Origin of the sequence: Streptomyces anulatus, assembly GCF_000721175.1 — a bacterium.
Taxonomy (GTDB): domain Bacteria; phylum Actinomycetota; class Actinomycetes; order Streptomycetales; family Streptomycetaceae; genus Streptomyces; species Streptomyces anulatus_C.
Genome location: NZ_JOEZ01000027.1, coordinates 17,212 through 28,634, shown reverse-complemented (window position 1 = coordinate 28,634; position 11,423 = coordinate 17,212). Strand labels below are relative to the sequence as shown.

The 11,423-nt window shown below is 71.9% G+C and carries 10 protein-coding genes and 1 pseudogene; 7 read left to right on the top strand and 4 right to left on the bottom strand.

Going from position 1 to position 11,423, the window contains the following annotated elements:
- Positions 1 to 36: 36 nt before the first annotated feature.
- Entirely contained in the window at positions 37 to 768 is a 732-nt protein-coding gene (locus tag IG90_RS0127805; protein ID WP_030590157.1) for a ZIP family metal transporter, read from the bottom strand.
- Positions 769 to 949: 181 nt separating this feature from the next.
- On the opposite strand from IG90_RS0127805, the gene cobC reads away from it, so the two are divergent.
- Positions 950 to 2,551: an Rv2231c family histidinol phosphate aminotransferase CobC gene (gene cobC / locus IG90_RS0127800; RefSeq protein WP_078585440.1), complete on the top strand. Its 1,602-nt coding sequence runs from the start codon at positions 950 to 952 to the stop codon at positions 2,549 to 2,551.
- A gap of 63 nt (positions 2,552 to 2,614) precedes the next feature.
- Here cobC and IG90_RS0127795 read toward each other — a convergent pair whose 3' ends face one another.
- A complete protein-coding gene (locus IG90_RS0127795; RefSeq protein WP_030590152.1) occupies positions 2,615 to 3,616 on the bottom strand; it encodes an SCO1860 family LAETG-anchored protein in 1,002 nt (333 codons plus the stop codon).
- A gap of 477 nt (positions 3,617 to 4,093) precedes the next feature.
- The gene (locus IG90_RS0127790; protein ID WP_030590149.1) at positions 4,094 to 5,167 is read right to left on the bottom strand and encodes an amidohydrolase family protein; all 1,074 of its coding nucleotides are present in this window, start codon (positions 5,165 to 5,167) and stop codon (positions 4,094 to 4,096) included.
- A 6-nt stretch (positions 5,168 to 5,173) separates the two neighbouring features.
- Here IG90_RS0127790 and IG90_RS0127785 point away from each other — a divergent pair, with 6 nt between their 5' ends.
- The 6 genes from IG90_RS0127785 to IG90_RS0127760 all read left to right on the top strand — a co-directional run bounded on the left by IG90_RS0127785 (position 5,174) and on the right by IG90_RS0127760 (position 11,117).
- Complete coding sequence (locus IG90_RS0127785) at positions 5,174 to 6,280, top strand: pyridoxal-phosphate-dependent aminotransferase family protein (protein ID WP_030590147.1); 1,107 nt, start codon at positions 5,174 to 5,176, stop codon at positions 6,278 to 6,280.
- 307 nt (positions 6,281 to 6,587) lie between these two features.
- The gene (gene ectA, locus IG90_RS0127780) at positions 6,588 to 7,118 is read left to right on the top strand and encodes a diaminobutyrate acetyltransferase (RefSeq protein WP_078585439.1); all 531 of its coding nucleotides are present in this window, start codon (positions 6,588 to 6,590) and stop codon (positions 7,116 to 7,118) included.
- 156 nt (positions 7,119 to 7,274) lie between these two features.
- Positions 7,275 to 8,537 (top strand): diaminobutyrate--2-oxoglutarate transaminase, encoded by a 1,263-nt coding sequence (ectB, locus tag IG90_RS0127775; RefSeq protein WP_030590143.1) that lies wholly within the window; start codon positions 7,275 to 7,277, stop codon positions 8,535 to 8,537.
- A gap of 90 nt (positions 8,538 to 8,627) precedes the next feature.
- Complete coding sequence (locus IG90_RS0127770; RefSeq protein ID WP_030590141.1) at positions 8,628 to 9,026, top strand: ectoine synthase; 399 nt, start codon at positions 8,628 to 8,630, stop codon at positions 9,024 to 9,026.
- Positions 9,027 to 9,029: 3 nt separating this feature from the next.
- Positions 9,030 to 9,923, top strand: a complete 894-nt coding sequence (gene thpD, locus IG90_RS0127765) for an ectoine hydroxylase (RefSeq protein ID WP_030590139.1) — start codon at positions 9,030 to 9,032, stop codon at positions 9,921 to 9,923.
- A 150-nt stretch (positions 9,924 to 10,073) separates the two neighbouring features.
- A complete protein-coding gene (locus tag IG90_RS0127760) occupies positions 10,074 to 11,117 on the top strand; it encodes a VOC family protein (protein ID WP_030590137.1) in 1,044 nt (347 codons plus the stop codon).
- On the opposite strand, the pseudogene IG90_RS42530 reads toward IG90_RS0127760, so the two are convergent.
- Positions 11,084 to 11,381 (bottom strand): annotated as a pseudogene (locus IG90_RS42530) (oxidoreductase); the annotation flags it as partial. The gene IG90_RS0127760 and the pseudogene IG90_RS42530 overlap by 34 nt on opposite strands.
- Positions 11,382 to 11,423: the final 42 nt, after the last annotated feature.

Here is an 11,423-nt window from a genome sequence, read left to right as displayed (position 1 = left end):
GTCCGTCTCAGCGGCGTGTGCGGGCGTACGCGCGGCTCACTCGGCGATGCCGACGACCAGCCAGATGAAGCCCACGCCCCCGATGGTGCAGAGAAGGGTGGAGCGGGCGGGATGGGTGTGGTGCGCCTCGGGAAGGATCTCCGCAGCGGCCAGGTAGAGCAGCGCTCCGCCGAAGAAGCCGAGATAGCCGCCGAGCAGTTCCTCCGGAAGGGTGAACAGCATCGTCGTCGCCGCGCCCACGACCGGCGCCACGGCAGCCGCGAACAGCATCAGGAGCGCCTTGCGGCGGGCGTTCCCGTAAAGACTGGTGAGGGTGTACGTGTTGAATCCGTCGGCGAAGTCATGACTGATCACCGCCAGCGCGACGGCCACGCCCATGGCTCCGCCGACCTGGAAGGCGGCGCCGAGCGCGATGCCGTCCATCAGGCTGTGGCCGACCATCGCGGCGGCCGCCGCGAGGCCCACCTGCGGTACGCGTTCGCCGTGCGGGCCGCCCGCCCCGTGTGCCACCTGGCGTACGGCGAGCAGCCCCTCGACCAGATGGGCCACCAGGAAGCCCGCGACGAACAGCAGCAGGGCGGCGGGCACCCCGAACACCGGAGTGCCCGCCGCCTCGACCGCCTCCGGCAGGAGGTCGAGTCCGACCACGCCGAGCATCAGCCCGCCCGCGAAGCCGAGCACCAGGTGACGGCGGTCGGTGACGCGTTGGGCGACCCAGCCGCCGGCCAGGGTCATCAGGAACGCGCCGAGCGCGACGAACACCGCCATGGGGCCTTGCTAGCCGATCGAGCCCTCTCCTCGCATCTCAGGGTGTCCTTACCGGCGGGCCCCCGTGCCTGTTCCCGCGCCACCGCCCGTACTCGCGCCCGTGTCCGTATACGGAGCGGCCGTGCCCGCTCCTCCCCCGTGCCACCACCGAGACGTTGACCTGAAAGGCAGGACTCCGCCGATGACCGGAGCATCCGTCGACCCCGGACCGCGGTCCGGCGCCCGCAGTCTGGTGGTGGGGGTCGGCGCGCGCCGTGGCGCCTCCGGTGATGTGGTGTTCGCCCTGATCGAGGCGGTGCTGAGCGGAGCGGGGCTGGACGCGGCGGACGTGGTGGAGGTGGCGACGGTCGACGCCAAGGGGGACGAGCCGGGGATCGTGGGGGCGGCGGCCCGGCTCGGGGTGCCGGTGCGGACCCATCCGGCCGGGGCGCTGGCCGGGGTCCGCGTGCCGCATCCTTCGGGCGCGGTGGGTGCGGCGGTGGGGACACCGTCGGTCGCGGAGGCGGCGGCGCTGATCGAGGCGGACGAGCTGGTGGTGCCGAAGACCCGCACCCCGGGCCGGAACGCCACGTCCAGGGGGGTGGCGACCTGTGCGGTGGCACGCCGGCTTCCGGCCGCCGCCGGGACTTTCGACGTTTCCGGGAGGAAAACTTCCACCTCACCGGTGACGGCAGGCTCCCGCCCGTTCACCATGGCTGCCATGAATCCCCCCACGCGGAACATCGAGAGCGCCGGGCCCGACCTGCGCCACCACGGCGACGCGGAGGTGCGCGGCGAGAATCTGACCGATCTCGCCGTGAACGTCCGTACCCACACTCCCCCGGAGTGGCTGCGCGAGCGGATAGCCGCGTCGCTCACCTCGCTGGCCGCCTACCCGGACGGATCCTCCGCCCGCGCCGCGGTCGCCGACCGGCACGGACTGCCGGTGGAGCGGGTGCTGCTGACGGCGGGCGCCGCGGAGGCGTTCGTCCTGATCGCCCGGGCTCTTCCGGCCCGGTATCCGGTCGTCGTCCATCCGCAGTTCACCGAACCGGAGGCGGCGCTCCGGGCGGCCGGGCACGGCGTGGGGCGGGTGTTGCTGCGCGAGGAGGACGGCTTCCGGCTCGATCCGGCGGCGGTGCCCGAGGAGGCGGACCTCGTGGTGATCGGCAACCCGACGAACCCGACGTCCGTGCTGCATCCGGCGGCACTGCTGGAGCGGCTGGCCAGACCGGGGCGGACGCTGGTGGTCGACGAGGCGTTCATGGACGTCGTGCCGGGCGAGCGCGAGGCGTTGTGCGGGCGGACGGACATCCCGGGGCTCGTGGTGCTGCGCAGCCTCACCAAGACGTGGGGGCTCGCCGGGCTGCGGATCGGATATGTCCTGGCCGATCCGGAGACCGTGGCACTGCTCTCCGAGGCGCAGCCGCTGTGGCCGGTGTCGTCCCCGGCGCTGGCGGCGGCCGAAGCGTGCATGGAGCCTCGGGCGCTGGTGGAGGCGGCCGAGGCGGCGGACCGGATCACGGTGGACCGGGCCCATCTCCTCGCCGGGCTGGCCGAGTTCAGTGAGGTGGAGGCGGTGGAGGCGGCCCGGGGGCCGTTCGTCCTGGTGCGTCTGGAGCGGGCGGCGGAGGTCCGGGAGCGGCTGCGGCTGCTGGGCTTCGCGGCCCGGCGGGGGGACACGTTCCCGGGGCTGGGGCCGCAGTGGCTGCGGCTCGCGGTCCGCGACCGGGCCACGACCAACCGTTTCCTCCAGGCCCTGGACCAGGCCGTGCAAGCGCTGCCCGCGAGATCGGGGCGCTGAAGGGCTTCTCCGTCCGGCGTACCAGGGGCGGCGTCACGGTGACGACGCCGCCCCCGGCGCGTGTCAGCTCCGGCTGCTGCCGCGCCTGCGTGCCAGCACCGTCGCGCCGGCGCCGACGGCCAGCAGCAGGGTCGCTCCGCCCGCGAGGTACGGGGTGGTGGAACTGCCGCCGGTCTCGGCGAGGTTGGCCTCGGTGGGGGCGGTGCCGGTGTCGGAGCCGGTCTGCGTCTTCACGTCGCCGCCGCTCTTGCCGCCGTCGCCCTGGTCGCCGCCGCTGTCGCCACCCGTGGAGCCGCCGTCGGTGGAACCGCCCGTCGAGCCGCCGTCCGTGGAGCCCGGCTTCTCGGGGGTCTTCGGCTTCTTCGGGGTCTCGCAGGTCGCCTCGGCGAGGGTGACCTCGCCCTCCACCTCGGCGACGTTGAGCTTCAAGGGGTTGACCGACACCTTGAGCTGGAGCGCCGTCGCGGCCGCCGTGCGCTCGGTGGTGACCGTCTTGGACAGGTCGAGGGTGACCTCGCCGACGCCCGGCACCGACACCCGGGCCGGTCCGCCCGCGGTGAGCGTCACCTTCTTGCCGAGCACCGCGACATGGCCGAGCACGTTCGACTCGGCGACGGGCTTCCTGCCGGTCTCGCAGACGGCCTTGGAGGTGACCTTCTCGACCTCGATGAGCGAGAGCGCCGTGAGGCCGGGGACATGGATCCGGGCCTTCGCCAGGTTGGTGTACCCCTCGGCCTTGTGCTCGCCCACGGTGGCGTTCGCGGTGGCCACATCGGCGCGCAGGACACTGACCGGGCGGCCCTCCACCCCGTCCAGGTTCACCGTCAGCGCGGTCCTCTCGGCACTGGCCGGGGCCTGCACCTCGTTGAGCGTGACCTTGAGGGGCACCTGGACGGACTTGTCGAGGAGCGAGACGTCGAGCCCGGTACGGAGCACGACCGCGCTCGCCTTGCCCTCGCCGGTGGTGGGCGTCGCCGGGGCTGCGTGCGCGGGGACGGCGGCAAGCAGAGCGACGGGGGCGGCGGCGACCGCCAGGGCAGCGAGACGGAAGGTGTTGCTGTTCAAGATGGTGGAACCCCCACAAGAGACATGGAGCCAACGGCACGGTCCAATGGGGGACATCGCCCGTGCCGGCGGCCTCGACTCCGTGAATCTTTACGCACTGAGGGTGAACTGGCGGACACCTGACGTGAGTTCACCCCAAAGGGGGGTTTCCGCGCGCATATTCGAATCTTTCGGCACGTGCGCTGCCCGGCGTCACTCGTTTCACCCGGCTCCGGCCGTGCGGCGCCCGAAGACACCGGAACGTGCACAGAGGTGTTCCAACGAGCCGGGGCCGCCCCCGTCACTGCTCGTCAACCCGGCACCGCGCCGCTCTCAGAGGCTGTCGGGTGGCCTTCGACCGTAAAGCGGACGCGCTCCGGTGCGTGCGGTTCCAAGGCGCCGAGAGGTCCTCGTAGCGGAGCTGCCAGGGCATTTCGGCAACGCCGGAAGCGTGCGCGCCAGGGCTGGCCGCCCGGTCAGAGGTCACCCGACAGGCTCTCAGCCGATCACCCGCCCGTTCAGCACGATGTGGCGAGGAGCCGCCAGCACCCGGACGTCCGCGCGCGGGTCCTCCTCGTACACGACCAGATCCGCCGGGGCGCCCTCCTCCAGCGCCGGCCGCCCCAGCCAGCGCCTGGCTCCCCACGCGGTGGCGGAGAGTGCCTCCAGCGGCGGGATGCCCGCCTTGACCAGCTCGGCGACCTCACCCGCGACCAGGCCGTGTGCCAGCGAACCGCCCGCGTCGGTGCCGACGTAGACCGGGATCCCGGCGTCGTACGCGGCACGCACGGTGTCGTAGCGGCGCTCGTACAGCTGCCGCATGTGGGCCGACCAGCGCGGGAACTTGGCCTCACCACCCGCCGCGAGGCCGGGGAAGGTGGCGATGTTGACCAGTGTCGGGACGATCGCGACCCCGCGCTCGGCGAAGAGCGGGATGGTGTCCTCGGTGAGGCCGGTGGCGTGCTCGATGCAGTCGATGCCCGCTTCCACCAGGTCGGTGAGCGACTCCTCGGCGAAGCAGTGCGCGGTGACGCGGGCGCCGAGCCGGTGCGCCTCGGCGATGGCCGCCTCGACCTCGCCGCGCGGCCAGCAGGCGGTGAGGTCCCCGGCGTCGCGGTCGATCCAGTCCCCCACCAGCTTGACCCAGCCGTCCCCGCGCCGGGCCTCCCGGGCCACGTACGCGACGAGGTCGCCGGGCTCGATCTCGTGGGCGAAGTTGCGGATGTAGCGGCGGGTCCTGGCGATGTGCCGGCCGGCCCTGATGATCTTCGGCAGGTCCTCCCGGTCGTCGGTCCACCGGGTGTCGGAGGGCGATCCGGCGTCCCGGATCAGCAGCGTTCCGGCCTCCCGGTCGGAGATGGCCTGCTTCTCGGCGGTCGCCGCGTCGACCGGGCCGTGCCGGTCCAGGCCCACATGGCAGTGCGCGTCGACCAGACCGGGCAGCGCCCAGCCGGTGACCGTCACCGCGCGGTCGGCGCCGGGCGGCCGCGGCACTAGGGGGCGTCCGCCGCGGGCACGACCGCCGCCCGGCCGCCGAAGTACCCGCCCGACCACCCGACCCGAAGAGAGCACCGAACCGTGACGCACCCCTTCCTCGACCTCCCCCCGCTCACCGCCGACCGCTTCGCGGCGATCGAGCGGCGCGTGGCCCGGCTCCTCGCCACGGAGCAGGACGTCGTCATCACCCAGGGCGAGGCGCTGCTGCCGTTGGAGGGCTGCATCCGCAGCGGCGCGCGGCCCGGCTCGACCGCGCTGAACGTGGTCACCGGCCCCTACGGGCAGACCTTCGGCGACTGGCTGCGGGACTGCGGCGCGCACGTCGTCGACCTCGCGGTGCCCTTCCACACGGCGGTGACCGCCGCCCAGGTCTCCGAGGCGCTCGCCGAGCACCCGGAGATCGGCTTCGTCTCGCTGGTGCACGCGGAGGCGGCGACCGGCAACACCAACCCGGCCGCGGAGATCGGCGAGGTGGTCCGGGCGCACGGCGCGCTGTTCATGCTGGACGCGGTCGCCTCGGTGGGCGCCGAGCCGCTGCTGCCGGACGCGTGGGGCGTCGACCTGTGCGTGATCGGCGCGCAGAAGGCCATGGGCGGGCCGGCCGGGGTGTCGGCGGTGTCGGTGAGCGCGCGGGCCTGGGAGCGGATCGCTGCCAATCCGGCCGCCCCGCGCCGCTCCTACCTCTCCCTCCTGGACTGGAAGGAGCGCTGGATCGACGGCGGCCGCACGGCCCTGCCGCACGCCCCGGCGCAGCTGGAGATGCTGGGCCTGGAGGCGTGCCTGGAGCGGATCGAGGCCGACGGCCTCGAGACGGTGACGGCCCGCCACGCCTCGGCCGCCGCGGCGGCCCGGGCGGGTGCGGTGGCGCTGGGCGGCGGTCTGGAGCCGTACGTCCACGAGGCGCGGGACGCCGCTCCGGTGGCCACGACGCTGCGCGCTCCGGCGGGGACCGACGCCGCCGCGCTGGTCGCGCGGGCGCTGGCGGCGGACCCCTCGCTCCCGCTCATCGCGGGCGGCGGGGCGCTGTCCAAGGAGATGATCCGGGTCAATCACTACGGGGCGGATGCGACGCGGGACGCGGTGCTGTCCTCGCTCGCGGCCCTGGGGGCGGCGCTGAGCGACGCGGGCCGACAGGTCGATATCGATGCTGCCCACGGCGCCGTTTCGGAAACCTGGCCGATCCTCTGATATTCAAATGCGGGGAGCCGCTTTACAGAAAGCAGCTTCCCGCATTCTTCTGCCCGCTTTCTCCGCACCTAAACGCGGAAGTTTTCGCGGGCCCCGAACTTCGCGATTCGGACACGTCTCAGGAGAGTTACAACCCTGTGACCGACTCCACATCGACGGCGTTATGCCCGAAAAATTCATGACAAAGAGGGTGAAATTACGCCCAGATCGCGGCAGATCTCGCGCACGCCTGATAACACATGAAGGCGCTTCACCCAACCCTTCACGTCGATGCAATTTCGAAATTTGCTGGGTAAATTCAATTCGCATGACCGCCGCACCAGCAGATTTTGCCCGTGCCCGAAGCGAATTCCTCAGTATCGATGCCCCACGAGTGGAGGACGGAGCCGCGATCTGGCGCATCGCCCGCGACTCCCAGGTCCTGGACCTGAACTCCTCGTACAGCTACCTGCTGTGGTGCCGTGACTTCGCCGCGACCTCCGCCGTCGCCCGAGGCGAGAACGGCGAGCCCATCGCCTTCGTGACGGGCTACATCAGGCCCGACCGCCCTCAGACCCTCGTCGTCTGGCAGGTGGCCGTCGACCAGGCCCACCGGGGCAGGGGACTGGCCGCCGCTCTGCTGGACGCGCTGACCGCCCGGGTCGCCGCCGCCCAGGGCCTGTCGTCCGTGGAGACGACGATCACGCCGGACAACACCGCCTCCGAACGGCTGTTCACGTCCTACGCCCAGCGGCACGACGTCGCGCTGGAGCAGGAGGTGCTCTTCGAGGGCGAGCTGTTCCCCGAAGGGACGCACCTGCCCGAGGTGCTCTACCGGATAGGCCCGTTCGCCACCTGAGCCGTCCCGGCCAGCACCCCGGCGTACCCGACCCGTACGCCCGGAATCCCCCGACTTTTCGCGCCGGCCGACCACCCGGCGCGGTCCCGGCCGCCTCCGTGCGGCGGGGAGCACTCGACCACCGCCCGTCACACCCCCTCACGCAGGAGATCCGCTGTGACCATCACCCCGCCCGCACTGAGCGTCTTCGAGACCCTTGAGTCCGAGGTCCGGAGCTACTGCCGCGGCTGGCCCGCCGTCTTCGACCGCGCGCAGGGCGCCCGGCTGACCGACGAGGACGGCCACTCCTACCTGGACTTCTTCGCCGGGGCCGGCTCGCTGAACTACGGTCACAACAACCCGGTGCTGAAACGAGCGCTGATCGACTACATCGAGCGCGACGGCATCACCCACGGCCTGGACATGGCGACCACCGCCAAGCGCGCGTTCCTGGAGACGTTCCAGAACGTGATCCTGCGGCCGCGCGACCTGCCGTACAAGGTGATGTTCCCCGGCCCGACCGGCACCAACGCCGTCGAGTCGGCGCTGAAGCTGGCCCGTAAGGTCAAGGGCCGCGAGTCCGTCGTCTCGTTCACCAACGCCTTCCACGGCATGTCGCTGGGCTCGCTCGCCGTCACCGGCAACGCGTTCAAGCGGGCCGGCGCCGGGATCCCGCTGGTGCACGGCACCCCGATGCCGTTCGACAACTACTTCGACGGCACGGTCCCCGACTTCCTCTGGTTCGAGCGACTGCTGGAGGACCAGGGCTCCGGGCTGAACAAGCCCGCCGCCGTGATCGTGGAGACGGTCCAGGGCGAGGGCGGCATCAACGTCGCCCGCACCGAGTGGCTGCGCGCGCTGCAGGAGCTGTGCCACCGCCAGGACATGCTGCTGATCGTCGACGACATCCAGATGGGCTGCGGCCGTACCGGCGGCTTCTTCTCCTTCGAGGAGGCCGGCATCGTGCCGGACATCGTCACGCTGTCGAAGTCCATCAGCGGCTACGGCATGCCGATGTCGCTCTGCCTGTTCAAGCCGGAGCTGGACATCTGGGAGCCGGGCGAGCACAACGGCACCTTCCGCGGCAACAACCCGGCCTTCGTCACGGCCGCCGCCGCGCTGGACGCCTACTGGGCGGACGGCCAGATGGAGAAGCAGACCCTGGCGCGCGGCGAGCAGGTCGAGCAGACGCTGCTGGCCATCTGCGCCGAGGAGCCGACCGCGCAGTTCCGCGGCCGGGGCCTGGTGTGGGGCATGGAGTTCGAGGACCCGGCGCGCGCCTCGGCGGTCTGCGCCCGCGCCTTCGAGCTGGGGCTCCTGCTGGAGACCTCCGGCCCGCAGAGCGAGGTCGTCAAGCTGCTGCCGCCGCTGACCGTCACCCCCGAAGAACTGGACGAGGGCCTGCGCACGCTGGCCCGCTGCGTCCGCGAGACGGCCTGACCCGGCACTGCCGGGGCAGGTGGAGAAGAAGAGGTCCCGGGCCGCGAGGCCCGGGACACTGTGGAGAGAAGAGAAGGGCAACCGCTCACCGTGATCGTCCGATCGTTCAGTGACATCGAGAACACCGACCGGCATGTGAAGTCCGCGTCCGGCACCTGGGAGAGCAAGCGCATCGTGCTCGCCAAGGAGAAGGTGGGCTTCTCGCTCCACGAGACCGTGCTGTACGCGGGCACGGAGACCTCCATGTGGTACGCGAACCACATCGAGGCGGTGCTGTGCACCGAGGGCGAGGCCGAGCTCACCAACGACGAGACCGGCGAGAAGCACTGGATCACGCCCGGCACGATGTACCTGCTGGACGGACATGAGCGGCACACCATGCGGCCCAAGACCGACTTCCGCTGCGTGTGCGTCTTCAATCCCCCCGTCACCGGACGGGAGGACCATGACGAGAACGGTGTCTACCCACTGCTGACCGAGGAGGGCTGAACCATGACCACCGGAGTACGCGCCGATCTGTACCCCTCGCGCGGCGCCGCCGAGATGACCACTCCCCGCCAGGACCCGGTCATCTGGTCCGCGCCGGGCGCACCGGGTCCGATCGCCGCCAAGGACCTCCAGGGATACGAGCACGACGGCTTCCTCACCGTCGACCAGCTCATCACCCCGGACGAGGTCGCCGTCTACGAGGCGGAGCTGAACCGGCTGATCACCGACCCGGCGGTCCGCGCCGACGAGCGCTCGATCGTCGAGAAGCAGTCGCAGAACGTACGGTCCGTCTTCGAGGTCCACAAGATCAGCGAGGTCTTCGCCGGTCTGGTCCGCGACGAGCGGGTGGTGGGCCGGGCCCGCCAGATCCTCGGCTCGGACGTGTACGTCCACCAGTCCCGGATCAATGTGAAGCCGGGCTTCGGGGCCTCGGGCTTCTACTGGCACTCGGACTTCGAGACCTGGCACGCGGAGGACGGGCTGCCGAACATGCGGACCGTCTCCGTGTCGATCGCGCTCACCGAGAACCTCGACACCAACGGCGGGCTGATGATCATGCCCGGTTCGCACAAGTCGTTCCTCGGCTGTGCGGGCGAGACGCCGAAGGACAACTACAAGAAGTCGCTCCAGATGCAGGACGCCGGCACTCCGTCCGACGAGGCGCTGACGAAGATGGCCGACCGCCACGGCATCAAGCTCTTCACGGGCAAGGCCGGTTCGGCGACCTGGTTCGACTGCAACGCCATGCACGGTTCGGGCGACAACATCACCCCGTACGCGCGCAGCAACGTATTCATCGTCTTCAACAGCGTGGAGAACGAGGCGCAGGAGCCCTTCGCGGCTCCGATCCGCCGCCCCGAGTTCATCGGGGCGCGGGACTTCACCCCGGTGAAGTAGCGGCACGCACAGGCGAGTCGGGCCGGGACGGTACGCCGCCCCGGCCCTTCGCCCGTGACGCGCCGGGCACGGCCGCGCGTGTGACCTGCCGGGCCGGCCGCGCGCGTAACTCGCTGGACCGGGGCCGGGTCAGCGGAGAGGGTGTCCGCCATGACTTCCCATGTACGCCACATCACGATCGACTGCGCCGACGCCTACGCGCTCGGCAGCTTCTGGGCCCAGGTGCTCCGATCGCCGCTCGCCGACGACGACCTCCCCGGTGATCCGGAGGCGCTGGTCGAGGCCCCGGGCGCGGCGGTCCTCTTCGTCCAGGTGGACGAGGAGAAGCAGACCAAGAACCGCGTCCATCTGGACATCCAGCCGCAGGACCGCTCCCGGGACGAGGAGGTCGAGCGGCTGCTCGCGCTCGGCGCGACCCTGGTGGGCGACCACCGCAAACCGAACGGACGCGGTTGGGCGACGCTCGCCGACCCCGAGGGCAACGAGTTCTGTGTGGAGTGCAGCGCGGCCGAACGGGCGGCGTTGACCGGGACCCGGCTGCCGGTGACCGCCGACGACGTGACCTCGGCGGTGCGGCTCGCGGTGGACGTGCTGGCCGGGGCCCCGGCGGACCGCTGGGACGCGCCCGCGGGGACCCTCACGTGGACCTGCTGGGAGACGGTGGAGCATCTGAGCGACGACCTGTTCGCGTACGCCGTGCAGTTGGGCCCGCGTACGCCCCCGCTGGACGGTGACGTGCCCTACCGGTGGGCGCCCGAACGGCAGGGCGGGCCGCACAACGCGATCTTCGCCGACCGTGACGCCGGGCCCGCCGGGCTGCTGGCCACGCTGGAGGCGAGCGGGGCGCTGCTGGCCTCGATGGCGCGGACGACGCCGCCCGAGGTGCGCTCGTACCACGGGTACGGGATCTCCGACCCGGAGGGCTTCGCCGCGATGGGGGTGGTGGAGACCCTGGTGCACACCCATGACCTCGCCGAGGGCCTGGGCCTGGAGTGGGCGCCACCGGCCGCGCTCTGCGACCGGGTGCTGGCCCGGCTCTTCCCCGACGCCCCGGCGGGCGGCGACCGGTGGACCGTCCTGCTGTGGGCCACCGGCCGCGCCGAGCTGCCGGACCACCCGCGCCGCACCTCGTGGCGGTGGGACGGGCGGCCGTTGAGCGATCAGACGGCGTCGAGCGCCGGGGAGTCGGTGTAGCCCTTGGCGTTGCCGCCGAAGAGGGCCGACGGGTCGGGGGTGTTGAACGGGCCAGAACGTGCGGGCAGTCGAGGCCGAACGGCTCGATCGCCCGGACGAGCGCGGTGTACGGGCCTCCGGCGCGGGCTCGTCGACGTCGTTGTACGGGTTGCCGGGCGAGATGCGCAGTGCGGTGCGCTCCGGGCCGATCTCGGCGGCGACGGCCTTGACGACCTCCACGGCGAAGCGGATGCGGGCCTCGTCGGAGCCGCCCCACGCGTCGGTCCCTGGAGGCCGCGGACTGCCCGACCGGCGCTGATCCGGGCG

What these genes read in the sequence shown, in the direction of transcription:
- IG90_RS0127760 (WP_030590137.1), top strand. Translation starts at nt 10,074, where the DNA reads ATGACTTCCCATGTACGCCACATCACGATCGACTGCGCCGACGCCTAC.
- ectA (WP_078585439.1), top strand. Translation starts at nt 6,588, where the DNA reads ATGACCGCCGCACCAGCAGATTTTGCCCGTGCCCGAAGCGAATTCCTC.
- IG90_RS0127805 (WP_030590157.1), bottom strand. Translation starts at nt 768, where the DNA reads ATGGCGGTGTTCGTCGCGCTCGGCGCGTTCCTGATGACCCTGGCCGGC.
- thpD (WP_030590139.1), top strand. Translation starts at nt 9,030, where the DNA reads ATGACCACCGGAGTACGCGCCGATCTGTACCCCTCGCGCGGCGCCGCC.
- cobC (WP_078585440.1), top strand. Translation starts at nt 950, where the DNA reads ATGACCGGAGCATCCGTCGACCCCGGACCGCGGTCCGGCGCCCGCAGT.